Genomic DNA, 23,986 nt, shown 5'->3' with positions numbered 1-23,986 from the left:
CGCGCGGGCGCCGGTGCGGGTGCGCTTGGGCGCGCCTTCGGCGTGCGCGTCGCGCGCCGTCTTCTTGATCGTCAGCGTCTTGCGCGAACGGTCCTGTTCATCAGAGGACATACGAATCCTGGCGAATGTGCAAAGGTAGGGGTATCAGAAGGGTTTGACGACGACCAGCGCCACCACCACCAAGAGCAGCAAGACGGGAACTTCGTTGAACCAGCGATAGAACTTGTGCGAACGGGTGTTCTTGCCCTGTTCGAATTTACGCAGCATGACGCCACAGGCGTGATGGTAGCCGATGACGAGCAGGACGAAAAAGAGCTTGGCGTGCATCCAGCCATTGCCCGGGCCGACGCCGATGCGGTAGCCCAGGTACAGCCACATGCCGAACACGATGGCCACGACGGCCAGGATGGTGGTGAACCGGTACAGGCGGCGGGCCATGCCCAGCAGCGTGGCCTGGACGGTCTCGTCCGACTGCTGCGCCAGATTCACGAAGATGCGCGGCAGATAGAACAATCCGGCAAACCAGGAAGCGATGAAGACTATATGAAAGGTCTTGACCCAGAGCATGGCCATGGCGCGATCCGATCGAGGAAAGCCGCATTGTAAGCTGCGGCCATCCTCGATCCAGGCCGGGCATCGGGGCTTGCGCGCGGGCGCAGGCCCCGATGCCGGGGCGGATCTCCAGGAGAGCGCCTCAGATTACGTAAAGATCCAGATACTCGTGGACTGGCATCGCCTCCAGGGCTTTCTGGTCCAGCGATGCGCCCAGGATGCGCTGCTGCTGGCGGGCCGGAAACACGCGGGCGAGGTTGGTGCGGAACTTGGCTTCCAGGAGTGGAATGCCGTCGGCCCGGCGGCGCTTGTGGCCGATGGGATATTCGCAGACGACTTCATCCAGCGCGGATCCGTCCTTGAATTCGACAGTCAGGGCATTGGCGATCGAGCGCTTGGCGGGGTTGTGGTAATCGCTGGTGTAAGCCGGATCCTCTACGCAGACGATCTTGTCGCGCAGCGCGTCGATGCGCGGGTCCCGGGCCACGTCGTCTTCGTAGTCGCCCGCAGTGAGGCGTCCGAACAGCAGCGGCACGGCCACCATGTACTGGATGCAGTGGTCCCGGTCGGCGGGGTTGTCCAGCGGACCCTTCTTGTCGATGATGCGGATGCAGGCCTCGTGGGTGCGGATGGTGATCTTCTGGATGTCGTCCGCGCTCTTGCCCAGAGCCTTGAGCCGGCCGTGGATCTGCATGGCGCATTCCACCGCAGTCTGGGCATGGAATTCAGCCGGAAACGAGATCTTGAACAGCACGTTTTCCATCACGTAGCTGCCGTACGGGCGCTGGAACTTGAACGGCTGGCCCTTGAAGAGCACGTCGTAGAAGCCCCAGGTCTTGGCGGTGAGCACCGACGGATAGCCCATTTCGCCGGTCCGGGCGATGAGCGCCAGGCGCACCGCGCGGCTGGTGGCGTCGCCAGCGGCCCAGCTCTTGCGGCTGCCGGTGTTGGGGGCGTGGCGGTAGGTGCGCAGGCTTTGGCCGTCGACCCAGGCCAGCGATACGGCGTTGATCACCTCGTCCCGGCTCAGGCCCAGCATTTGCGCGACGACGGCGGTGGACGCCACCTTGACCAGCACCACGTGGTCCAGGCCCACCTTGTTGAAGGAGTTTTCCAGGGCGATGCAGCCCTGGATCTCGTGCGCCTTGATCATGCTGGTCAGCACGTCGCGCATGGAAAGCGGCGGCTTGCCCGCGGCGACCGCCGTGCGCGACAGCCAGTCGGCCGTGGCCAGGATGCCGCCCAGGTTGTCGGACGGATGGCCCCATTCGGCCGCCAGCCAGGTGTCGTTGAAATCCAGCCAGCGGATCATGGCGCCGATATTGAAGGCCGCCTGCACGGGATCAAGCTGGAACTGCGTGCCGGGCACCTTGGCGCCGTTGGGCACCACGGTGCCCGGCACGACCGGGCCCAGCAATTTCCGGCACGCCGGATACTCCAGCGCTTCCAGGCCGCAGCCCAGCGTGTCGATCAGGCAGTTGCGGGCGGTCTCGTACGCAAGATCGCTGCTGATTTCATAAGTCAGGACGTAGTCCGCGATATCGGCCAGGACCTGGTCGGGATCGGGACGCACGTTGGAGATCGGGGCAGACATAGCGGTACCTCTCCGGAAAGTGAATACAGGTGGCCATGCCGCGCCCTCGATCCCGCCTTACTTGCGCTTTTCGATGGGCACGAACTTCTGGTCTTCCGGGCCCACGTAGTTGGCGGTGGGGCGGATGATCTTGTTGTCGATGCGCTGCTCGATGATGTGGGCCGACCAGCCCGCGGTGCGCGCAATGACGAACAGCGGAGTGAACATGGCGGTGGGCACGCCCATCATGTGGTAGCTGACGGCCGAGAACCAGTCGAGGTTGGGGAACATCTTCTTGACGTCCCACATGACGGTTTCCAGGCGTTCGGCGATGTCGAACATCTTGGTGGTGCCGGCCTTCTTGGACAGCTTCTTGGCCACTTCCTTGATGACCTTGTTGCGGGGGTCGGACACCGTGTAGACCGGGTGGCCGAAGCCGATGATGACTTCCTTGGCTTCCACGCGGCGGCGGATGTCGGCCTCGGCCTCGTCCGGCGTTTCGTAGCGCTTCTGCACTTCGAACGCCACTTCGTTGGCGCCGCCGTGCTTGGGGCCGCGCAGCGCGCCGATGGCGCCCGAGATGGACGAGAACATGTCCGAACCGGTGCCGGCGATGACACGCGCCGTGAACGTGGAGGCGTTGAATTCGTGCTCGGCGTACAGGTTCAGCGAGATGTGCATCGCCTTGACCCATTCGTCGCTGGGCTTTTCGCCGTGCAGCAGGTGCAGGAAATGGCCGCCGATGCTGTCGTCGTCGGTTTGCACGTCGATCACGCGGCCGTTGTGGCTGTAGTGATACCAGTAGAGCAGGGCGGAGCCCAGGTTGGCCATCAGGCGGTCGGCGATGTCGCGCGCGCCGGGGGTGTTGTGGTCGTCTTTTTCAGGCAGGACGCAGCCCAGCACCGACACGGCCGTGCGCATCACGTCCATCGGGTGGCTGGCGGCGGGCAGGGCTTCCAGGGCCACCTGCAGCTGCGCGGGCAGGCCGCGCAGGCTGCGCAGCTTTTCCTTGTAGGCCTTGAGTTCGGCTTTGTTGGGCAGCTTGCCATGGACCAGCAAGTGGGCGATTTCCTCGAACTCGCTGGTGTGGGCGATGTCCAGGATGTCGTAGCCGCGATAGTGCAGGTCGTTGCCGCTGCGGCCGACCGTACACAGTGCGGTGTTGCCCGCGACCACGCCGGACAGCGCGACCGACTTCTTGGGCTTGAAGCCGGCCTTTTCTTCCGGCTTGGCGTCCGTTTTGGCTTCTTGCTTCTTGGGAGCCGTGCTCATGTCTCTACTCCTTTCCTTACGCGTTGGAAGATGCAATGGGGGGCGGGCAGCGCGCCGGGATCGCCGGGGCGCGGCCTGGAGGTTGTGGGACTACGCCTTGCCCTTCTGGAAGAGCGCGTCCAGCCTGGATTCGAATTCGTGATAGCCGATGCGGTCGTAAAGTTCTTCGCGCGTCTGCATCAGGTCGACCACGTTCTTCTGGTGGCCGTCGCGGCGGATGGCCGTGTAGACGGCTTCGGCGGCCTTGTTCATGGCGCGGAAGGCGGACAGCGGATAGAGCACCATGCCCACGCCCACGCTCTTGAGCTCTTCGACCGAGAACAGCGGGGTCTTGCCGAATTCGGTGATGTTGGCCAGCACCGGCACCTTGACCGCTTTGACGAAGCGGTCGTAGGTGGGCAGGTCGTAGGCGGCTTCGGCGAAGATGGCGTCGGCGCCGGCTTCCACGCAGGCCAGCGCGCGCTCGATGGCGGCGTCAACGCCGTGCGAGGCGATCGCGTCGGTGCGGGCGATCAGGTAGAAGTCGCTGTCGGTGCGCGCGTCGGCGGCGGCCTTCACGCGGTCGGCCATTTCTTCGGTGCTGACGATTTCCTTGCCGGGGCGGTGGCCGCAGCGCTTGGCGCCGACCTGGTCTTCGATGTGGCAGGCGGCCGCGCCGAACTTGATCAGGCTCTTGACGGAGCGGGCGATGTTGAACGCCGACGGGCCGAAGCCGGTGTCGATGTCGACCAGCAGCGGCACATCGCAGACGTCGGTGATGCGGCGCACGTCGGTCAGGACGTCGTCCATGGTGTTGATGCCCAGGTCCGGCAGGCCCAGCGAGCCGGCCGCGACGCCGCCGCCGGACAGGTAGATCGCGCGGTAGCCGGCGCGCTTGGCCAGCAGGGCGTGGTTGGCGTTGATGGCGCCGATGATCTGCAGCGGATTTTCTTCGGCGAGCGCGCGACGGAAGAGGGCGCCGGGCGATTCGGGTCTGGACATGTTTGTCTCCTGTTCTTGGTAGCCCACGACCTTAGCGTGGGTCCGAAAAATAAATCTGTCCCCTGCGCGACAATCCTTCCGCGGCTGGGCAACGAGACAGGTTTATGTTCCGGCCTTGCTTGTGTTCCTGCCTTGCTTAAGGATTGGGCCCGCATGAACGGGCCCAATCCTGTTTACTGCGCGCTGCTTACTTCAGCAGGTCCTTGACGCCGTCGCGCTCTTCCAGGAGCTCTTTCAGCGTGAAGTCCAGGCGCTCGCGCGAGAAGGCGTCGATTTCCAGGCCTTCGATGCGCTTGTATTCGCCGTTTTCGGTCGTGACCGGCACGCCGTAGATGATGCCTTCGGGGATGCCGTAGGAGCCGTCCGACGGGATGCCCATCGTGACCCACTTGCCGTTGCTGCCCAGGACCCAGTCGCGGACGTGGTCGATGGCGGCGTTGGCGGCCGAAGCGGCCGAGGACAGGCCGCGGGCTTCGATGATGGCGGCGCCGCGCTTGCCCACGGTGGGGATGAACGTGTCGCGGTTCCAGGCGTCGTCGTTGATCAGCTTGGACAGCGATTCGCCGCCGACGGTGGCGAAGCGGAAGTCGGGGTACATCGTGGGCGAGTGGTTGCCCCACACGACCAGCTTTTCGATGTCGGCGACGGCCTTGCCCGACTTGGCGGCCAGTTGCGACAGGGCGCGGTTGTGGTCCAGGCGCAGCATGGCGGTGAAGTTCTTGGCCGGCAGGTCCGGGGCCGACTTCATGGCGATGTAGGCATTGGTGTTGGCGGGGTTGCCGACGACCAGGACCTTGACGTTGCGGCTGGCGACGTCGTTCAGGGCCTTGCCCTGGGCCGTGAAGATCTGGGCGTTGACCGACAGCAGGTCCTTGCGTTCCATGCCGGGGCCGCGGGGACGGGCGCCGACCAGCAGGGCCACGTCGGCGTCCTTGAAGGCGGTGCGCGGGTCGCTGTGCGCGGTGACTTCCTGCAGCAGCGGGAAGGCGCAGTCATCCAGTTCCATGATGACGCCCTTCAGGGCCTTTTGCGCTTTCTCGTCGGGGATTTCCAGCAGTTGCAGGATGACGGGTTGATCTTTACCCAGCATTTCGCCCGAGGCGATGCGGAATAGCAGTGCGTAACCGATTTGGCCGGCGGCGCCGGTGACGGCGACACGCAAGGCAGGCTTGGACATGGACGTTCTCCGTAATGGTTTGGCGAGAAAAATCTCACCGATCAGTGTAATCGTTGGGCGCGGGTATCAGCGCGGCCGCAGCCGCTCTGCGCGTCGCGCGGGCAGCTTTGAATCCTAGATCGAATTAACGTATGCGTCAATTGCTCTTCTATCTTATATAAGACATAAGACGTTGGACAGCTCGCCTCCCGATATGCCACAATAGAGCGTTTATTCGAATGCGCCGCGGCCCCGCTTGGCCGTGCGCCTGTAACAAGCCAGAAGACCGGCCGCAGCAGCGCATTACAGATGGGGTTGCATCCTTTGCGCCGCTTTCCCATTCATCCGGATAAACATGACACTTTCAAGAAGATCCATGGCAGAGCCCCGGCCCGAAACCTCCTTACGCACTCGCGCCGCCCGTCCCACGGGCGAGGGGGCCGCTTTCAGTCCGCTCTACCGCCAGATCAAGGATCTGCTTGTCCAAAGCCTCGAACGCGGCGAATGGAAGCCCGGCGAGCTCATCCCCAGCGAAATTGATCTGGCCGCCCGTTTTCAGGTGAGCCAGGGCACGGTGCGCAAGGCGGTCGATGAGCTGGCTGCCGAGCACATGCTGCTGCGCCGCCAGGGCAAGGGCACGTTTGTCGCCACCCACCACGAAGCTCGCGTGCGATACCGTTTCCTGCGCCTGGCCCCCGACGAAGAAGGCGAGGCCGGCCGCGCTGAGAGCCGCATCCTGGAGTGCCGCCGCATGCGTGCGCCCGCCGAGATCGCGCGGGCCCTGGATCTGCGGGCCGGCGAAACGGTCGTGATGATCCGCCGCCTGCTGTCCATGGGGCAGACGCCCACCGTGCTGGACGACATCTGGCTGCCCGGCTCTATTTTTCGTGGTCTTACCCTTGAGCTGCTGACCGCCAACAAGGCGCCGCTCTATGGCCTGTTTGAATCCGAGTTCGGCGTCAGCATGGTGCGCGCAGACGAGAAGCTGCGCGCGGTGGCCGCGCCGGCCGAAGCCTGTACGCTGCTTAATGTTGCCGCCGGCACGCCGTTGTTGCAGGTAGACCGGGTGTCTTACACGTACGGTGACCGCCCCATGGAAATCCGCCGGGGGTTGTACTTGACCGATCGTTACCACTACCGCAATAGTCTGAATTGATGAGCTTTTTACCTACGATTTGATACCAACCCAATCTCTGGGCGAAAATACCGTGTTTGCCCGCAAGGGCTCGGCATTTTTGCCGTAACGATTCCCTAGTTCCGAAACACCGAGGCCGTCATGTCCGACACCGCTGCCAAGCCACGTCCGCAGTTTCGCAATATTGGTATTGCGCAACTTGCCAGTTACCGCCTGCCCCTGGCCGGCAAGCTGTCCATCCTGCACCGCGTCAGCGGCGCGTTGCTGTTCCTCTGTCTTCCCTTGGTCATTCTGCCGTTGTTCGCGGCCAGCGTGGCCGCGCCTCAGACGTTCGCAGCCGTGGCGGCGTACGCGGGCAACCCGATCGTAAAGCTTGTCTTCCTGGTCCTCGTCTGGGGCTACCTGCATCACTTCTGTGCCGGCATCCGGTACCTGCTGCTGGACCTGCACATCGGTATCGACAAGCTGTCGGCCAAGAAGAGCGCCGGCGTGGTGTTCGGCGTCAGCCTCGCGCTGACCCTGGTGTTCGCTCTCAAACTGTTCGGAGTGCTGTAAATGGCCGCCGCTAAAAACTACGGGCCCAAGCGCCTGGTCGTCGGCGCCCACTACGGCGTCATGGACTTCATCATCCAGCGCATCACCGCCGTCATCATGGCCGTGTACACGCTGGTGCTGCTCATCGGCATCCTGATGATGCCGGCTTTCACGTACGAACACTGGACCGCGCTGTTCAATTTCTACGTGGGCGTTCTTCCGGTTGGCCAGATCCTGGCCACCCTTGCATTCATTGCGCTGGCCTGGCATGCCTGGATTGGCGTGCGCGACATCTGGATGGACTACGTCAAGTCGGTGGGCGTGCGCCTGCTGATGCAAGTGCTGACGATCCTCTGGCTGGTCGGTTCGGTCGTTTACTTCGCGCAAATCCTCTGGAGCATTTAAGCCGTGGTCTCTGTCCTGAAATCCTTGCCGCGCCGCCAGTTTGATGTGGTGGTCGTTGGCGCCGGCGGAGCCGGCATGCGTTGTTCGCTGCAACTGTCCCAAGCGGGCCTGTCGGTTGCGGTGCTCTCCAAAGTGTTCCCCACCCGTTCGCACACCGTTGCCGCTCAAGGCGGCGTGAGCGCCTCGCTGGGCAACATGAGCGAAGACAACTGGTACTGGCACATGTACGACACCGTCAAGGGTTCGGACTGGCTGGGCGACCAGGACGCCATTGAATTCATGTGCCGTGAAGCGCCGAACGCCGTGTACGAGCTCGAGCACTTCGGCATGCCGTTCGACCGCAACCCCGACGGCACGATCTACCAGCGTCCGTTCGGCGGCCACACCGCCAACTTCGGCGAAAAGCCGGTCCAGCGCGCCTGTGCCGCTGCCGACCGTACCGGCCACGCCCTGCTGCACACCCTGTACCAGCGCAACGTCGCCGCGCGCACCCAGTTCTTCGTCGAATGGATGGCGCTGGACCTGCTGCGCAACGAAGCCGGCGACGTCGTGGGCGTGACCGCCCTCGAAATGGAAACGGGTGAAATCTACATCCTGGAAGCCAAGACCACGGTGCTGGCCACTGGCGGCGCGGGCCGTATCTGGGCCGCTTCCACGAACGCCTTCATCAACACCGGCGACGGCCTGGGCATGGCTGCCCGCGCCGGTATTCCGCTGCAGGACATGGAGTTCTGGCAGTTCCACCCGACCGGCGTGGCCGGCGCGGGCGTGCTGATCACCGAAGGCGTGCGCGGCGAAGGCGGCATCCTGCTGAACAAGGATGGCGAACGCTTCATGGAGCGCTATGCGCCCACGCTGAAGGATCTGGCCCCGCGCGACTTCGTGTCGCGCTCGATGGACCAGGAAATCAAGGAAGGCCGCGGCTGCGGTCCCGACGGCAGCTACGTCGTGCTCAAGCTGGATCACCTGGGCGCCGACGTCATCAACAAGCGCCTGCCCTCGATCCGCGAAATCGCCATCAAGTTCGGCAACGTGGACCCGATCAAGGAACCGATTCCCGTCGTCCCGACCATCCACTACCAGATGGGCGGCATCCCGGCCAACTACCACGGCCAGGTGCTGACGCGCGAAAACGGCGAAAACAAGATCGTCAACGGCCTGTATGCAATCGGCGAATGCGCCGCGGTGTCGGTCCACGGCGCCAACCGCCTGGGCACGAACTCGCTGCTGGACCTGATCGTGTTCGGCCGCGCCACCGGCAACCACATCGTGAATTCGCATCCCGAGCGCCAGCATGCGCACCAGGACCTGCCCACGCAGGCCGTCGAGTTCTCGCTGGACCGCATCAACAAGCTGGAATCGCGCACCTCTGGCGAAAAGACGCAGGATATCGGCAACGCCATCCGCTTCTCGATGCAGCGCCACTGCGGCGTGTTCCGCACGCTGGACCTGCTGAACGAAGGCGTGACCCAGATCGAAGACCTGGCCAAGCAAGCCGACAGCATCTACTTCAAGGACAAGTCCAAGGTGTTCAACACCGCCCGCGTCGAGGCGCTGGAACTGGCCAACATGACCGAAGTGGCTCGCGCCACCATCAAGTCGGCCGCCGCCCGTACCGAAAGCCGCGGCGCGCATGCGCTGGACGACCACCCGACCCGCGACGACGAGAACTGGCTGAAGCACACGCTGTGGTATTCCGAAGGCAGCCGCCTGGATTACAAGCCTGTTCAGATGAAGCCGCTGACGGTCGAGTCCTTCCCGCCCAAGGCGCGTACCTTCTAAGTCCGGATTGAGCCCACTATGAGCACCAAGAGAATCGTCAAGTTCGAAATCTACCGCTACGATCCGGACAAGGACGAGCGTCCCTACATGCAGAAGCTGGACGTCGAACTCCAGCCCACCGACAAGATGCTGCTCGATGCGCTGGTGCGCATCAAGAACGACGTCGATGACAGCCTGGCCCTGCGCCGCTCGTGCCGTGAAGGCGTGTGCGGTTCCGACGCCATGAACATCAACGGCAAGAACGGCCTGGCCTGCACCACCAACCTGCGCGAACTCAAGGAACCCATCGTTCTGCGTCCGCTGCCGGGCCTGCCCGTCATCCGCGACCTGATCGTGGACATGACGCACTTCTTCAACCAGTACCACTCGATCCGTCCGTACCTCATCAACGACACGCCGCCGCCCGAGAAAGAGCGCCTGCAGTCGCCCGAGGCGCGCGAAGAACTCGATGGCCTGTACGAGTGCATCCTGTGCGCGTGCTGTTCCACTTCCTGCCCGTCGTTCTGGTGGAATCCCGACAAGTTCGTCGGCCCGGCCGGTTTGCTGCAAGCCTACCGCTTCATCGCCGATAGCCGCGACGAAGCCACGGGCGACCGTCTGGACAACCTGGAAGACCCGTACCGCCTGTTCCGTTGCCACACGATCATGAATTGCGTCGACGTCTGTCCCAAGGGGCTGAACCCGACCAAGGCGATCGGCAAGATCAAGGAACTGATGGTCCGCCGCACGGTCTAGTTTTTAGTGTATTTAAGGTGTGAAGCATGAGCAGGCTGACTGAACTGGAGCGGGCGCGACTGCGTTGGCGGGCGCGCCGCGGCCTGCTCGAAAACGACTTGATCATCACCCGGTATCTGGATGCCCACGAGGCCGAACTTACCGATGATGACGTGGCCGCATTGACCCAGCTTTTCGAGATGGGAGACAACGATCTTCTCGATTTGCTGCTGGCCCGTAAGGAACTCGAAGGCGAGCTTGATACGCCCAGGCTTCGAACGATTATTGGCCAGATGCGCGCGCTCTGATTAATTGAGAGGAATAAACATGAACCTGTCTGACAAAAAAGCCACTCTATCCTTCTCGGATGGCAGCGCACCCATTGAGTTCCCTGTCTACAAGGGCACGGTCGGTCCGGATGTGATCGACATCCGCAAGCTGTATGGCCAGACGGGCATGTTCACGTTTGACCCCGGCTTCATGTCGACGGCTGCCTGCGAATCGGGCATCACGTACATCGACGGCGACAAGGGCGAACTGCTGTACCGCGGCTTCCCGATCGAACAGCTGGCCGTCAATTGCGACTTCATGGACATCTGCTACCTGATCCTGAACGGCGAACTGCCGAACCAGGAACAGAAGGCCGATTTCGACTCGCAAGTTACCCATCACACGATGGTTAACGAGCAGCTGCATTTCTTCCTGCGCGGCTTCCGCCGCGACGCGCACCCGATGGCCGTCCTGACGGGCCTGGTCGGCGCGCTGTCCGCCTTCTACCACGACTCCACCGACATCACGAACCCGCAGCATCGCCACATCTCGGCTATCCGCCTGATCGCCAAGATGCCGACGCTGGTCGCGATGGCCTATAAGTACTCGCAAGGCCAGCCGTTCATCTACCCGCAGAACAACCTGTCCTACACGGGCAACTTCCTGCGCATGATGTTCGCCACGCCGTGCGAAGACTACAAGGTGAACGAAGTCGTCGAGCGCGCGCTGGACCGCATCTTCATCCTGCACGCCGACCACGAGCAGAACGCCTCGACCTCGACCGTGCGCCTGTGCGGTTCGTCGGGCACCAACCCGTTCGCCGCCATCTCGGCTGGCGTGGCTTGCCTGTGGGGCCCGGCTCACGGCGGCGCCAACGAAGCCTGCCTGCAGATGCTGGAAGAACTGCAAGCCAACGGCGGCGTGGCCAAGGTCGGCGAGTTCATGGAAAAGGTCAAGGACAAGAACTCGGGCGTGCGCCTGATGGGCTTTGGCCACCGCGTCTACAAGAACTACGACCCGCGCGCCAAGCTGATGCAGGAAACCTGCAAGGAAGTGCTCTCGGCCCTGGGCCTGGAAAACGACCCGCTGTTCAAGCTGGCCATGGAACTGGAACGCATCGCCCTGTCGGATCCGTACTTCGTGCAGCGCAAGCTGTACCCGAACGTGGACTTCTACTCGGGTATCGTCCAGCGCGCCATCGGCATCCCGACCTCGCTGTTCACGGCCATCTTCGCGCTGGCCCGCACGGTGGGCTGGATCGCCCAGTGGAACGAAATGCTGTCGGATCCCGATTACAAGATCGGCCGTCCGCGCCAGCTGTTCACCGGCGCCGTCACCCGCGACGTGCCCCCGATGGACAAGCGTTAATTCGCTGTTCGCTTCGGCAAAGGAAACCGCCTTCGGGCGGTTTTTTTTCGTCCGCCGGCCGGGGCGCGTTTTGCGGATATCATCCGTCCCATGATTCCGATAGCACTGCCTTCCGCCGGTTTTTTCATTCTGTTGTCCGCCGGTTTTTTCGCCGGCCTGTTGTTGCTGGGCTGGGCGGTGGTCCTGGCCATCAGCGGGCGCGCGCGCCGCACGGTCCGCAAGTACTGGAAGACGTCCACGTTGCTATGCCTGGCGCTTATTGCGCCGTTCAGTTTCTATGCCTGGTTCCAGGCCATGATGTGGCAGCTTGAGCGGGAGATCCGGCGTGAGGAAGCGGCGCACAATGTCACGCTGCAGGAGCCGATGACGGTGAGCGGCGTGTCCATGCCTGCCGGCACGCGCCTGAAGGTGCAGGACAAAGGGCTGCTCGACACCTATATCGAGGCGAGCTTTCCCCAGGCGGTGTCCATCCTGGGCGTGCAGGCGACGTCCGCGCGCCGCTATCTGGACGCCGAGTACGACAAGGAATACAACCTGATCGGCAGGCGCCCGCGCACGGTCATCCTGCGCGGGGCGGGCGAGCAGTCGGTCCTGGGCTGGCGTTGCGACGCCACGCAGGATATCGAGTTCGATGTGGCGCCCGACGGCGCCATGAAGCGTTTGACGCAATGCGTGCTGGCCGCGGGCAACCAGGCCGCGGACCTGACCATTGGCGCGGGGGCTGTCTTAAGGGGATCCAATGGCACCGTCTATACCGATGGGTCGCGCGATCCCGACCGCTGGTGGATCGACATTCACGACGACACGGCCGTGACGTTGTTTGGGCTGGCCCTGAGCAAGCCGCGGGTCTATCTGGACGAGGCGCGCAAGCTGCTGCGCGTCACCGATGCGGAGCTGGCGTGCCCGACGCAGTTCGGCGGGCTGAGCTACCCGGCCGGCACGCAGGTCAAGACCGCACGGAGGGGGGCGGGGAACGGACGCGAACCGTATCCCGGCATCCTGGTCTTCAGTCCGTGGAATGGCCAGGCCGCCGCACGGTCTGGCTTTGATGACGTGCCCGAGGGCATGTCCGTGATGCAGACGCTGCAGGGCGATGTCCTGGACGTGGTCACGAACGACGCGGCGGGCGTGTTCCGCTTCGACACCTTCATCGTCGACGGCAAGGAACCTGAAATGCCGGCGCGCGCCCGCTGTCCGTAGCGGGCCTTGCTAGAAGCCGATGCCGCGCGCCATCAGCACGGCAAAGAGCGGCAGGAAGATGAACAGGTGCGACGCGATCATCACCCAGCGCCGCGCGCGCTTGATTTCGGGCAGGGCAGGGACGAAGCCCGGCTGCTGCCGCGTTTGTCTGGCCCAGCGCAGGAAGGTCAGCGTGGGCGGGATGGAACAGAGCGCGATGAGGACGAACAGCGTGATCTTGGCGTGGAACCAGGGGTTGCTCATGTAGAACGCCGCGCCCTTGGCGCCCAGCGTCAGGCGCAGCACGCCGGTGACCAGCACGAGGATGGCGCTGACGCCGTAGAGGCGGTCATAGATGATCAGGCGTTTTACGGCCGCGGCGGTAAGGTCGGGTCGCAGCAGCACGGCTTCGGCGGTCAGCACCACCACCAGTACGAAGATGGCCAGGTAATGGAACCAGGCATACATTGCATCGGCCAGCATGACGTCTCCAGGGTAAAGGACAAGCTAGGTTTTACCATTCAGGCATAAAAACGGGCGCCCCGTAGGGCGCCCGCGGCATGTCAGCGAGACGCTGCGATCAGCGGCGGCGCTTCTTGGCTTCTTCGGCGGCTTCCTGCTGCGCGTCCACCACGGCCAGCGCCGTCATGTTGACGATGCGGCGCACGGTGGCGCTGGTGGTCAGGATGTGCACGGGGCGAGCGGCGCCCAGCAGGATCGGACCCATCGCGACGCCATTGCTGCCGGTCATCTTCAGCATGTTGTACGTGATGTTGCCGGTGTCCAGGTTGGGCATGACCAGCAGGTTGGCGCGGCCCTTGAGCGTGCTGTCCGGGTAGGCCAGGACGCGGATCTTTTCGGACAGGGCGGCGTCGGCATGCATTTCGCCGTCGACTTCCAGATCCGGGGCGCGGTCCTGCACGATCTTGCGCGCGGCCGCCATCTTGCGCGACGATTCCGTGACGCGGCTGCCGAAGTTGGAGTGCGACAGCAGCGCGATCTTCGGCACCACGCCAAAGCGCAGCATTTCGTCGGCAGCCTGGATGGTGATGCTGGCGACTTCCTCGGCCGACGGGTTCTCGTTGACGTGCGTGTCGGTGACGAACAGCGTCTGGTCGGGCAGCATCAGCACGTTCAGGGCGCCGTAGGTCTGGCCTTCCTTCTTGCCGATGATTTCGTCGATGTACTTGAGCTGGTTGTCGTACTTGCTGGCCACGCCGCACAGCAGCGCGTCGGCATCGCCACGGCGCAGCAGCATCGCGCCGATCAGCGTGTTGTGCTTGCGGATCATCGCCTTGGCGATGGCCGGCGTCACGCCTTCGCGGCCCTTCAGCTGGTAGTACGCGTTCCAGGTTTCGTTGAAGCGGCTGTCGTCTTCGGGATCCACGATCTCGAAGTGCTGGCCGGCGACGAGGCGCAGGCCGGCCTTCTGGATGCGCATCTCGATCACGGCCGGACGGCCGATCAGGATCGGGAACGCCAGCTTTTCGTCGGCCACCGTCTGCACGGCGCGCAGGACGCGTTCGTCTTCGCCGTCGGCATAGATGACGCGCTTGGGCGCCTTCTTGGCCTGGGCGAACAGCGGACGCATCAGCTGGCCGGAGTGGTACACGAAGCCCATCAGCTTCTGGCGGTAGGCTTCGATGTCTTCGATCGGGCGGGCGGCGACGCCGGAATCGGCGGCGGCCTGGGCCACGGCCGGGGCGATCTGGACGATCAGGCGCGGGTCGAAGGGCTTGGGGATGATGTAGTCGGGACCGAACGACAGTTCCTGGCCGGCGTAGGCGCGGGCCACTTCGTCGTTCTGTTCGGCCTGCGCCAGATCGGCGATGGCCTTCACGCACGCCAGCTTCATTTCTTCAGTGATGCGCGAGGCGCCGGCATCCATGGCGCCGCGGAAGATGAAGGGGAAGCACAGCACGTTGTTGACCTGGTTCGGGTAGTCCGAACGGCCGGTGGCGATGATGCAGTCGGGGCGGGCGGCCTTGGCGACCTCGGGGCGGATCTCGGGTTCCGGGTTGGCCAGGGCCAGGATCAGCGGACGGTCGGCCATGGTCTTGACCATGTCGCCAGTCAGCACGCCAGCGGTGGAGCAGCCCAGGAACACGTCGGCGCCGTTGACCACGTCGGCCAGCGTGCGGGCGTCGGTCTTCTGCGCGTAGCGCTTCTTGTTGGCCTCCATGTTCTCGTCGCGGCCTTCCCAGATGACGCCGCGGGAGTCGACCACGTAGATGTTCTCGCGCTTGATGCCCAGGTGGACCAGCAGGTCCAGGCAGGCGATGGCGGCGGCGCCGGCGCCCGAGCAGGCCAGCTTGACCGAGCCGATGTCCTTGTTCACGACCTTCAGGCCGTTCAGGATGGCGGCGGACGAGATGATCGCGGTGCCGTGCTGGTCGTCGTGGAAGACGGGGATCTTCATGCGCTCGCGCAGCTTCTTTTCGATGTAGAAGCACTCGGGCGCCTTGATGTCTTCAAGGTTGACGCCGCCCAGCGTGGGTTCGAGCGCGGCGATGATGTCGACGAGCTTGTCCGGATCGTTTTCGGCCAGTTCGATGTCGAACACGTCGATGCCGGCAAACTTCTTGAACAGGCAGCCCTTGCCTTCCATCACGGGCTTGGCGGCCAGGGGGCCGATGTTGCCCAGACCCAGCACGGCGGTGCCGTTGGTGATCACGCCGACCAGGTTGCCGCGCGAGGTGTACTTGGACGCCGCGTCGTCGCCCTGGTCGAAGATGGCCATGCAAGCCGCAGCCACACCGGGGGAGTAGGCCAGGGACAGGTCGTCCTGGTTGGCCAGGGTCTTGGTCGGGGTGACCGAGATTTTGCCGGGGGTGGGATAGGCGTGGTAGTCCAACGCCAATTTGGTGAGAGTTTCGTCCATGGGATCGGGGCCTGGTAGGCGCTAACTGAAAAGGAAACAGGGATGCAAAAGGCGGGCTCGCGGCCCGCCGTATTCTTTGCGAAATGCTTGGGGAACACCCGTATTTCACCAGAAAGCGCGGGCGCTTGGTTGCTGCACTGCAGCGAGCGTTCGCTTTTGATCAAGAAAAACGCTCGCCGCGCCAGCCGAAGTGACGATGGCTTATTGGTGTAAGTCCAAACCAGGCCGAGGTTTTTCCGCCTAGATCTCCCAGGGCGGCGCCAGGCGGCTGCCGGCGTTCAGCTTCTGGCGCAGCGCGCGGACATCGTCCTGCCGGTCCAGGCTGTCCAGCGCATACAGGACGATCCAGTCTGCGCTGACCTCGAAGAAATCGCGCAACTGGGCCCGGGTGTCGCTGCGGCCGAAGCCGTCCGTGCCGAGCGTGCGGTAGGGCGCGGGCACCCAGGCGCGGATCTGTTCGGGCACGGCGCGCACGTAATCGCTGGCGGCGATCACCGGCGCATTGCTGGCGCCCAGGCAGGCGCGGACCCAGTCGTCTTCCTTTGCGGATTCCAGCCCCAGCACGCGCGCGCGTTCGGCCTGGCGGCCGCCGCGAGCCAGCTCGGAAAAGCTGGTGACGCTCCAGACTTCCGCCTCTACGCCGTAGTCGTCGCGCAGGCGCGCGGCGGCAGTCTCGGCTTCGCGCAGCATGGGGCCGGCGCCGAGCAGGCGCACCTGCGCCTCGCCCTGGGCCGGCCGCAGCAGGTACAGGCCGCGCAGGATGCCTGCGCGCACGGCGGGATCCGCCGGCATGGCGGGCTGCGCAAGATTCTCGTTGGTGACGGTCAGGTAGAAGAATTCGTCGCGCTGCTCGTCCAGCATGCGGCGCATGCCGTATTCGACAATCACCGCCACTTCGAAGGCGTAAGCCGGGTCATAGGCGCGGCAGTTGGGCACGGCGGCGGCCATGACGTGGCTGGAGCCGTCCTGGTGCTGCAGCCCTTCGCCGCCCAGCGTCGTGCGGCCGGAGGTCGCCCCGATGAGGAAGCCGCGCGTGCGCTGGTCGGCGGCTGCCCAGATCAGGTCGCCGATGCGCTGGAAGCCGAACATCGAGTAGTAGATATAGAAGGGCAGCATGGGCAGCCCGTTGACCGAGTAGCTGGTGCCGGCCGCCGTCCATGACGAGATGGCTCCCGCCTCGGTGATGCCTTCTTCAAGGATCTGGCCGTCGCGGGCTTCGCGGTAGTACAGCACCGAGCCGATGTCCTCGGGTTCGTAGAGCTGGCCCTGCGCGGAATAGATCCCGATCTGCCGGAACAGGTTGGCCATGCCGAACGTGCGCGCCTCGTCCGCCACGATGGGCACGATGCGCGGCCCCACGGTGGCGTCCTTGAGCAGGGCGGTGAGCATGCGCACGATCGCCATGGTGGACGACATTTCCTTGCCGTCGGCGGCCAGCGCGAAGCGCGCCCATTGCTCGGCATCGGGCGGCGCCAGGCGCGGAGCCTCGGCGTTGCGCCGGGGGATGTGGCCGCCGAGCGCGGCGCGGCGCGCCTGCAGATGGCGCATTTCCGCGCTGTCCGCGGCGGGGCGGTAGAACTTCAGCGCCAGGCAGTCGGCGTCGGACAGCGGCAGCGCGAACCGGTCGCGGAAGGCCAGCAGGGCCTCGTCGTCCAGCTTTTTCTGCTGGTGGGTGGTCATCTTGCCCTGGCCCGCCGCACCCATGCCGAAGCCCTTCTTGGTCTGCGCCAGGATCACGGTGGGCTGGCCGCGATGCTGCGCGGCGCGGTGATAGGCGGCGTGGATCTTCACCATGTCGTGGCCGCCGCGATGCAGGCGGTCGATGGCCTCGTCGGACCAGTCGGCCACCAGGGCGGCCAGCTCGGGATTCTGGTTGAAGAAGTGCGCGCGATTGAAGGCGCCGTCGTTCGCGGCGAAGGTCTGGAACTGGCCATCGACCGTATTGGCGAAGGCGCGGGCCAGCGCGCCGCCGGTGTCGCGGCGAAGCAAGGCGTCCCAGTCGCTGCCCCAGACGAGCTTGATGACATTCCAGCCGGCGCCCGCGTACAGCGTTTCCAGTTCGTCGATGATGCGGCCGTTGCCGCGCACGGGGCCGTCGAGCCGCTGCAGGTTGCAGTTGACGACGAAGATCAGGTTGTCCAGCTTTTCTCGGGCGGCCAGCGTCAGCGCGGCAATGGATTCGGGCTCGTCCATTTCGCCGTCGCCAAATATGCCCCAGACCTTGCGGTCTGCGGCGGGGACCAGGGAGCGGTGTTCCAGGTAGCGCATGAAGCGCGCCTGGTAGATCGCGTTGATCGGACCGATGCCCATGGACCCGGTGGGAAACTGCCAGAAGTCGGGCATCAGCCAGGGATGCGGGTATGAGGACAGGCCGCGCAGGCCGCGTGCAGTCGCGGTGATTTCCTGGCGGAAGTGCGCCAGGTCTTCTTCGCCCAAAAAGCCTTCAAGAAAGGCGCGGGCGTAGACCCCGGGGGCCGAGTGCGGCTGCATGTAGACGATGTCGCCCGGGCTGTCCGGCGTGCGCGCGCGGAAGAAGTGGTTGAAGCCCACTTCGAACAGGTCGGCCGCCGACGCGTAGCTGGCGATGTGGCCGCCCAGCTCGCCGTGCGCCTGGTTGGCGCGCACCACCATGGCCAGCGCGTTCCAGCGGTTGATGCGCGCGATGCGTTCCTCGACGGCCAGGTTGCCCGGAAAAGGAGGTTCCTGGTCCGCGGGGATGGTGTTCAGGTAGGCGGTGCGCGTCTGGCTGTTGGCGCGCAGCCCGAGCGACGCGGCGTGGCCCAGCAGGCTGTCCAGCACATACCCCGCGCGCGCGGCGCCATCGGCCTGCACCAGCGACTGCAGGGCGTCGCGCCATTCGGCGGTTTCGGCGGGGTCGGCGTCGTCCTGGCAGGCCGGTCCGGGAAGAGGCTGGCGGGCGTCAAGCATGGTGTGTCGTCTCCTGTTTTATCGACCATGCTAGACCCTTGCCGGTGGCATGAGTAATCAAAATCCTGGGGGATTGCCCCGGAATTCAGCATAATCTGTTGGCAGGTTTTCACCTCGCGGCAGGTTCTACCGCGGAATCGTGCTTACGGCGGGTGACCACGGGGTGGACGTTCAGGCGCTAGAATCCGTGGCTATCTTGATAGGGAGAAATCCATGACCGAACCCTTGCGCGTCCCTGCGGAGGTCACGTTGCCGGAACTGACGTTCCGCGGCGTCCTGCTTGGCGCCCTGATCACCGTAATCTTCACGGCCTCGAATGTCTTTCTGGGCCTGAAGGTCGGCCTGACGTTTTCGTCGGCCATTCCGGCCGCGGTGATCTCGATGTCCGTCCTGCGCATGTTCAAGGACGCCAACATCCTCGAAAACAACATGGTGCAGACGCAGGCATCCGCCGCGGGCACGCTTTCTTCCATCATCTTCATCCTGCCGGCGCTGGTCATGATGGGCCACTGGCAGGGGTTCCCGTTCTGGCAGACGCTGGGCATCTGCGCGGCCGGCGGCATGCTGGGCGTGATGTTCACCATTCCGCTGCGCCATGTGATGGTGGTGCAGAGCGAACTGCCGTATCCGGAGGGCGTGGCGGCGGCGGAGATCCTGCGGGTGGGCAGCGCGGAGCGCGCGCAGGACGACACGCAGGCATCGGCCAAACCCGCCGCCACCGGCATGGGCGATATCGTCGCCGGCGGCATCGCTGCGGCCGTGGTCAGCTTTGCCGCCAGCGGCCTGCGGGTGCTGGGCGATAGCGTCAGCGGCTGGTTTGCGCTGGGCGGCGCCGTGTTCCGGCTGCCGATGGGTTTCTCGCTGGCGCTGCTGGGGGCGGGCTACCTGATCGGCATTGTCGCGGGCCTGGCGATGTTGACCGGCCTGGTTATTTCGTGGGGCATCGCCGTGCCGATCCTGACCGCCATGGGCGACATGCCGGCGGGGATGTCGCTGGCGAAGTACGCGACGCAGTTATGGTCGTCGCAGGTGCGCTTCATCGGGGCGGGAGTGATCGGCGTGGGCGCGATCTGGACACTGGCGACGCTGTTCGTGCCCATGGCGCGCGGCGTGAAGGCCTCGTTTTCGGCGCTGACCAAGGCGGGCGCCGCGCGGGCCGGCAGCGCGCCGCGCACCGAGCGCGATCTGTCGGCCGGCTGGATTTCGGTGGTGACGCTGGTGTTGGTGGCGATCCTGGTGATCACCTTCCAGGTCTTCCTGGCGGGGGCGCCGCTGTCGGCCGGCGCCATCTGGAAGCTGGTGGCGTACGCCGTGCTGTTCGCGTTCGTGTTCGGCTTTCTGGTGGCCGCGGCCTGCGGCTACATGGCGGGCTTGGTGGGCTCGTCGACCAGCCCCATTTCCGGCGTGGGCATCGTCGCCATCGTGCTAGTGTCCGTGCTGATGCTGGGGGTGGGCGGCGAATTGATGGCGGTGCAGAACGGCGTGCAGATGGCGATTGCGCTGGCGATCTTCAGCACGTCGGCCGTGGTGGCGGTTGCGTCCATTTCCAACGACAACCTGCAGGATCTGAAGACCGGCTGGCTGGTGGGCGCCACGCCCTGGCGCCAGCAGGTGGCGCTGCTGATCGGCTGCGTGGTCGGGGCGGCGGTAATTTCGCCCGTGCTGGAGCTGCTGTACAACGCCTACGGTTTCGCGGACGCGATGCCGCGCGAGGGCATGGATCCGGCGCAAACGCTGTCCGCGCCGCAGGCGACGCTGATGCTGGCGATCGCGCGCGGCATCTTCACCCACCAGTTGAACTGGACCATGATCCTGATCGGCATGGTGGTGGGCGTGGGCCTGATCGTGGTGGATGAAATCCTGAAGCGCACCTGCAAGGTCGCTCGCATTCCGGTGCTGGCAGTGGGCATCGGCATCTACCTGCCGCCGACCGTGGCCGCGCCCATCGTGGCGGGCGCGCTGCTGGCCTGGCTGCTCGAGGGCGCCTTGCGCCGCCGCGCTGCCGCCGCCGGCCAGCCCTACGAGCACTATGCCGACGCGGCCAACCGACGCGGCGTGTTGATCGCATCCGGCCTGATCGTGGGCGAAAGCCTGGTGGGCGTGCTGATGGCGGCCATCATCGGCGCGTCCGGCACGGAGGCGCCCCTGGCCCTGGTGGGCGACGGCTTCGAGTCGACCGCTTCCTACCTGGGGTTGGCCGTCTTCGTTCTGGTGGCCGTGCTGTTCTGGCGCCGGGTGATGAAACTGGCGTAGCGCCGGGGCAGATCGGGTGTCTGACACCCGATCTGCATCGAGCAGTCTCACTCGGTTGCCAGCAGGTCTGCCAGGGTGCGCGCGACGACCTTGGTGGCGCGGCGCAGGTCTTCCAGCACGACGCGTTCGTCGCTGCGTTTGGCGTGCGACTCCAGCACCGTGCGCGGACCGGCGCCGTAGATCACGCCGGGTATGCCGGCTTCCGCATACAGGCGCACGTCGGTGTAGAGCGGCGTGCCCATCGCCGGGATGGGTTCGCCGAACACATCCTGGCCGTGTTTCTGGATGGCCTGCACCAGCGGTTGGCCGCCGGGCAGGGGGCGCATCGAATTGGCCAGCAGCAGGCGCTTGATGTCGATGCTGATGCCTGGCATTGCCGCGGCGGCATCCTGGATGATGCGCCGGATATCGGCTTCGACATCGGCCGCGTTTTCTTCGGGGATCATGCGCCGGTCCAGCTTGAAGCTCACCTTGCCGGGCACGACGTTCGTATTGGTGCCGCCCTCGATGCGGCCCACGTTCAGGTACGGATGTGAAATGCCCGGGACCTGGGAAGTGATCTCCCGATACTTCGCGTTCTGCGCGTACAGGGCATTCAGGATGCCGACGGCGCCCTGCAGCGCGTCCACGCCGCTGCTGGGGATGGCCGCATGAGCCATCTTGCCGTGCACCGTCACCTCCATCTGCAGGCAGCCGTTGTGCGCGGTCACCACTTCATAGCTGAAGCCCGCCGCGATCATCAGGTCCGGCCGCGTCAGGCCTTGCTTGAGCAGCCAGCCGGGTCCCAGCAGGCCGCCGAACTCTTCGTCATAGGTGAAATGCAGTTCGACCGCGCCCTGGGCGGGCCCGACGACTGCCTCCAGCGCGCGCACGGCAAAGGTGAAACTGGCGAAATCGCTCTTGCTGACGGCGGCCGCGCGGCCGTACAGGCTGCCGTTGTCGATCTCGGCGCCGTACGGGTCGTGCGTCCAGCCGTCGCCCGGCGGCACCACGTCGCCATGGGCGTTGAGCGCGATGCGGCGTCCGCCGCCGCCGTATTCGCGGCGCACGATGAGGTTGGTGATGGATTGCATCCCATAGGCCTGCACGTCCGCGGCGGGGACGGGATGCGCTTCGGCCTGCATGCCGAAGCCTTGCAGCAATTCCGCGGTGCGCGCGGCGTGCGGCGCGTTGTTGCCTGGCGGCGTGTCGGTCGGCACGCGCACCAGCTCCTGCAGGAAGCGGACTGCTTCGTCGAAGTGGGCGTCAACCCAGGCGTCGAGTCGGGCGTAATCGGTCATGGCGTCAGAGGGTGGTTTCAGTGGCAAGGGCGTCGAGCAGGCTCAGCATGGCAAGCGTGGCCAGTTCGATGTCGTCGCTGGTGGTGGATTCGCGGGGGTTGTGGCTGATGCCGGCGTTCTGGCCGCGCACGAACAGCATGGCCTGGGGCATGATCTCGTGCAGCTTCATGGCGTCGTGGCCCGCGCCGCTGGGCATGCGGTACACCGGGACGCCTTGCGCGTCCACGGCGCGCTCCCAGCGCTGCTGCCAGCGCGGATCGCTGGGCGCGGCGGCGGCGCGCATGGTTTCCTCCAGCGCGTAGCGCAGGCCGCGCCGCTGGCAGATGGCGGCCAGCTCGGCCAGCACGTCGCCCACCAGCGCATCGCGCTGGGCGTCGCTGGGGGCGCGCAGGTCCAGGCTGAAGCGGCATTCGCCCGGCACCACGTTGATGGAGCCGCTGGGCACTTCGAGCATGCCGACGGTGCCAACGGAATCGCCATGGCGCGCGGCGCGCCGCTCGACGAACAGGGCGAGTTCGGCGGCGGCCAGGGCCGCGTCCCGGCGCCGGTCCATGGGCGTGGTGCCCGCGTGGCTGGCCATACCCAGGATCTGCACCTGGTGGCGCACGCAACCGTTGATCGACGTGACAACGCCAAGCGGCAGGCCCAGTTCGTAAAGGACCGGGCCCTGTTCGATGTGCACCTCGACGAAGCCCAGATAGCGGGCAGGATCCCGCCGCAGGCCGGCGATGTCCTCGACGCGCAGGCCTGCGTGCGCCATGGCGTCGCGCATGGCGATGCCGCCGGTGTCCTTCTGGTCCAGCCATTCGGGCTTGAAGTCGCCGATCAGCGCGCCCGAACCCAGGAACGTGGCCCGATAGCGCTGGCCTTCTTCTTCGGCGAATCCGATCACTTCCAGGTCATAAGGCAGGCGCCGGCCTTGCCGATGCAGTTCGCGCACGCAGGCCATGGGCACGAAGATGCCCAGGCGGCCGTCGTACCTGCCGGCGTTGCGTACGGTGTCGTAATGGCTGCCGGTCATGAGCGTGGGCGCGCCGGGGCGGTCTGCGCGATAGCGGCCGACCACGTTGCCCACCGCGTCGATGCCGACCTCGTCGAAGCCGCAGTCGCGCATCCCTTCCAGGATGCGCTGCGCGCAGGCGCGGTGCGCGTCGGTCAGGTAGGTGACGGTGAGCTGGCCCTTTTCCGCGTAGCCGGGATCGCTGTGTTGGCTGAGCTGTTCGTGCCAGTCCCAGATGTCGTTGCCAAGCGCGGGGGCGCCGAATTGTTCGTGCAGGCCGAGTTCGGCGGCGCGGTGCAGCTGGCGCAGCGCTTCTTCCAGCTCGGCGTCGGGCGGGTTGTCCAGCCGCCTGGCCAGGTCTTCCAGCAGCTGGCTGCCAACCGGTTCCGTGCCGCGCGCGCCGCGCGGCGCCACGATCGGCGCGTAGCCGAAGCGGGCCGTGTAGTCGGCCTGCAGTTGCGCCAGTCGGGCGGCGTCTTCGGCATTGGCTGCGCAAGCGAACGCCATTGCCGGCTGGGCCCGGACCAGCGCCAGCCGGTCGTCCGGGGCGGCGGCGTCCACGGCCTGGCGCAGGCGCTGGCGCAGGTCCGCGACTGAACGGAACGGGCGCGTCTGAAGGGCGTGCTCGGCTACCCAGGGCGCATGCGGGTACAGGTGCGCCAGCAGGGCCTGGGCCTCGGCGGGCGCGGCGTCATTGAGTTGGGCTAGGGTTAGGGCCATGGT

At 65.4% G+C, this 23,986-nt stretch carries 19 protein-coding genes; 9 read left to right on the top strand and 10 right to left on the bottom strand.

Going from position 1 to position 23,986, the window contains the following annotated elements; translation table 11 throughout:
• Positions 1-144 precede the first annotated feature (144 nt).
• The 5 genes from KYC_RS10690 to KYC_RS10670 form a co-directional block, all read right to left on the bottom strand.
• Positions 145-573 carry a CopD family protein gene (locus KYC_RS10690; protein WP_008161857.1) on the bottom strand — a complete coding sequence of 143 codons (429 nt, stop codon included), beginning with the start codon at positions 571-573 and terminating at the stop codon, positions 145-147.
• A gap of 121 nt (positions 574-694) precedes the next feature.
• On the bottom strand, positions 695-2,146 hold the full coding sequence (locus tag KYC_RS10685) for a bifunctional 2-methylcitrate dehydratase/aconitate hydratase (protein ID WP_008161854.1): 1,452 nt from the start codon (positions 2,144-2,146) through the stop codon (positions 695-697).
• Positions 2,147-2,203: 57 nt separating this feature from the next.
• Positions 2,204-3,397: a bifunctional 2-methylcitrate synthase/citrate synthase gene (gene prpC, locus KYC_RS10680; RefSeq protein WP_008161853.1), complete on the bottom strand. Its 1,194-nt coding sequence runs from the start codon at positions 3,395-3,397 to the stop codon at positions 2,204-2,206.
• 90 nt (positions 3,398-3,487) lie between these two features.
• On the bottom strand, positions 3,488-4,378 hold the full coding sequence (prpB, locus tag KYC_RS10675; protein ID WP_008161851.1) for a methylisocitrate lyase: 891 nt from the start codon (positions 4,376-4,378) through the stop codon (positions 3,488-3,490).
• A gap of 187 nt (positions 4,379-4,565) precedes the next feature.
• Entirely contained in the window at positions 4,566-5,555 is a 990-nt protein-coding gene (locus KYC_RS10670; RefSeq protein WP_008161849.1) for a malate dehydrogenase, read from the bottom strand.
• Between the two features lie 355 nt (positions 5,556-5,910).
• Between KYC_RS10670 and KYC_RS10665 the strand changes: the two genes are divergently transcribed.
• The 8 genes from KYC_RS10665 to KYC_RS10630 all read left to right on the top strand — a co-directional run bounded on the left by KYC_RS10665 (position 5,911) and on the right by KYC_RS10630 (position 12,942).
• The gene (locus KYC_RS10665) at positions 5,911-6,690 is read left to right on the top strand and encodes a GntR family transcriptional regulator (RefSeq protein ID WP_008161847.1); all 780 of its coding nucleotides are present in this window, start codon (positions 5,911-5,913) and stop codon (positions 6,688-6,690) included.
• 120 nt (positions 6,691-6,810) lie between these two features.
• Complete coding sequence (gene sdhC / locus KYC_RS10660) at positions 6,811-7,224, top strand: succinate dehydrogenase, cytochrome b556 subunit (RefSeq protein WP_008161845.1); 414 nt, start codon at positions 6,811-6,813, stop codon at positions 7,222-7,224.
• Positions 7,225-7,608, top strand: a complete 384-nt coding sequence (sdhD, locus tag KYC_RS10655; protein WP_008161843.1) for a succinate dehydrogenase, hydrophobic membrane anchor protein — start codon at positions 7,225-7,227, stop codon at positions 7,606-7,608.
• A gap of 3 nt (positions 7,609-7,611) precedes the next feature.
• Positions 7,612-9,390 (top strand): succinate dehydrogenase flavoprotein subunit, encoded by a 1,779-nt coding sequence (gene sdhA / locus KYC_RS10650; RefSeq protein WP_008161839.1) that lies wholly within the window; start codon positions 7,612-7,614, stop codon positions 9,388-9,390.
• 18 nt (positions 9,391-9,408) lie between these two features.
• On the top strand, positions 9,409-10,125 hold the full coding sequence (locus KYC_RS10645; protein ID WP_008161837.1) for a succinate dehydrogenase iron-sulfur subunit: 717 nt from the start codon (positions 9,409-9,411) through the stop codon (positions 10,123-10,125).
• 26 nt (positions 10,126-10,151) lie between these two features.
• Positions 10,152-10,412 (top strand): succinate dehydrogenase assembly factor 2, encoded by a 261-nt coding sequence (locus KYC_RS10640; protein WP_008161833.1) that lies wholly within the window; start codon positions 10,152-10,154, stop codon positions 10,410-10,412.
• 19 nt (positions 10,413-10,431) lie between these two features.
• Entirely contained in the window at positions 10,432-11,742 is a 1,311-nt protein-coding gene (gltA, locus tag KYC_RS10635) for a citrate synthase (RefSeq protein ID WP_008161831.1), read from the top strand.
• 90 nt (positions 11,743-11,832) lie between these two features.
• Positions 11,833-12,942, top strand: coding sequence for a hypothetical protein (locus tag KYC_RS10630; RefSeq protein ID WP_008161829.1), 1,110 nt, complete (start codon positions 11,833-11,835; stop codon positions 12,940-12,942).
• Positions 12,943-12,951: 9 nt separating this feature from the next.
• Here KYC_RS10630 and KYC_RS10625 read toward each other — a convergent pair whose 3' ends face one another.
• From KYC_RS10625 to mdeB, 3 genes are all read right to left on the bottom strand, one after another.
• Positions 12,952-13,404, bottom strand: a complete 453-nt coding sequence (locus KYC_RS10625) for a DUF2214 family protein (RefSeq protein WP_008161827.1) — start codon at positions 13,402-13,404, stop codon at positions 12,952-12,954.
• A gap of 97 nt (positions 13,405-13,501) precedes the next feature.
• The gene (locus KYC_RS10620) at positions 13,502-15,802 is read right to left on the bottom strand and encodes an NADP-dependent malic enzyme (RefSeq protein ID WP_008161825.1); all 2,301 of its coding nucleotides are present in this window, start codon (positions 15,800-15,802) and stop codon (positions 13,502-13,504) included.
• A gap of 240 nt (positions 15,803-16,042) precedes the next feature.
• A complete protein-coding gene (mdeB, locus tag KYC_RS10615) occupies positions 16,043-18,730 on the bottom strand; it encodes an alpha-ketoglutarate dehydrogenase (protein ID WP_008161824.1) in 2,688 nt (895 codons plus the stop codon).
• 213 nt (positions 18,731-18,943) lie between these two features.
• Here mdeB and KYC_RS10610 point away from each other — a divergent pair, with 213 nt between their 5' ends.
• Complete coding sequence (locus KYC_RS10610; protein ID WP_008161821.1) at positions 18,944-20,983, top strand: OPT family oligopeptide transporter; 2,040 nt, start codon at positions 18,944-18,946, stop codon at positions 20,981-20,983.
• 47 nt (positions 20,984-21,030) lie between these two features.
• On the opposite strand, the gene KYC_RS10605 is transcribed toward KYC_RS10610, so the two are convergent.
• Positions 21,031-22,263 (bottom strand): M20 family metallopeptidase, encoded by a 1,233-nt coding sequence (locus tag KYC_RS10605; protein WP_008161819.1) that lies wholly within the window; start codon positions 22,261-22,263, stop codon positions 21,031-21,033.
• A gap of 4 nt (positions 22,264-22,267) precedes the next feature.
• Complete coding sequence (locus KYC_RS10600) at positions 22,268-23,983, bottom strand: hydantoinase/carbamoylase family amidase (RefSeq protein WP_008161817.1); 1,716 nt, start codon at positions 23,981-23,983, stop codon at positions 22,268-22,270.
• Positions 23,984-23,986 lie beyond the last annotated feature (3 nt).

This window comes from Achromobacter arsenitoxydans SY8, from assembly GCF_000236785.1.
Taxonomy (GTDB): Bacteria; Pseudomonadota; Gammaproteobacteria; order Burkholderiales; family Burkholderiaceae_B; genus Achromobacter; species Achromobacter arsenitoxydans.
Note: the sequence above shows the minus strand (reverse complement) of the source record. Positions and strands in the feature narration are given on the sequence as shown.

Coding starts and splice junctions, on each gene's coding strand:
- KYC_RS10690 (WP_008161857.1), bottom strand. CDS start 573: ATGGCCATGCTCTGGGTCAAGACCTTTCATATAGTCTTCATCGCTTCC.
- KYC_RS10685 (WP_008161854.1), bottom strand. CDS start 2,146: ATGTCTGCCCCGATCTCCAACGTGCGTCCCGATCCCGACCAGGTCCTG.
- prpC (WP_008161853.1), bottom strand. CDS start 3,397: ATGAGCACGGCTCCCAAGAAGCAAGAAGCCAAAACGGACGCCAAGCCG.
- prpB (WP_008161851.1), bottom strand. CDS start 4,378: ATGTCCAGACCCGAATCGCCCGGCGCCCTCTTCCGTCGCGCGCTCGCC.
- KYC_RS10670 (WP_008161849.1), bottom strand. CDS start 5,555: ATGTCCAAGCCTGCCTTGCGTGTCGCCGTCACCGGCGCCGCCGGCCAA.
- KYC_RS10665 (WP_008161847.1), top strand. CDS start 5,911: ATGGCAGAGCCCCGGCCCGAAACCTCCTTACGCACTCGCGCCGCCCGT.
- sdhC (WP_008161845.1), top strand. CDS start 6,811: ATGTCCGACACCGCTGCCAAGCCACGTCCGCAGTTTCGCAATATTGGT.
- sdhD (WP_008161843.1), top strand. CDS start 7,225: ATGGCCGCCGCTAAAAACTACGGGCCCAAGCGCCTGGTCGTCGGCGCC.
- KYC_RS10645 (WP_008161837.1), top strand. CDS start 9,409: ATGAGCACCAAGAGAATCGTCAAGTTCGAAATCTACCGCTACGATCCG.
- KYC_RS10640 (WP_008161833.1), top strand. CDS start 10,152: ATGAGCAGGCTGACTGAACTGGAGCGGGCGCGACTGCGTTGGCGGGCG.
- gltA (WP_008161831.1), top strand. CDS start 10,432: ATGAACCTGTCTGACAAAAAAGCCACTCTATCCTTCTCGGATGGCAGC.
- KYC_RS10630 (WP_008161829.1), top strand. CDS start 11,833: ATGATTCCGATAGCACTGCCTTCCGCCGGTTTTTTCATTCTGTTGTCC.
- KYC_RS10625 (WP_008161827.1), bottom strand. CDS start 13,404: ATGCTGGCCGATGCAATGTATGCCTGGTTCCATTACCTGGCCATCTTC.
- KYC_RS10620 (WP_008161825.1), bottom strand. CDS start 15,802: ATGGACGAAACTCTCACCAAATTGGCGTTGGACTACCACGCCTATCCC.
- mdeB (WP_008161824.1), bottom strand. CDS start 18,730: ATGCTTGACGCCCGCCAGCCTCTTCCCGGACCGGCCTGCCAGGACGAC.
- KYC_RS10610 (WP_008161821.1), top strand. CDS start 18,944: ATGACCGAACCCTTGCGCGTCCCTGCGGAGGTCACGTTGCCGGAACTG.
- KYC_RS10605 (WP_008161819.1), bottom strand. CDS start 22,263: ATGACCGATTACGCCCGACTCGACGCCTGGGTTGACGCCCACTTCGAC.
- KYC_RS10600 (WP_008161817.1), bottom strand. CDS start 23,983: ATGGCCCTAACCCTAGCCCAACTCAATGACGCCGCGCCCGCCGAGGCC.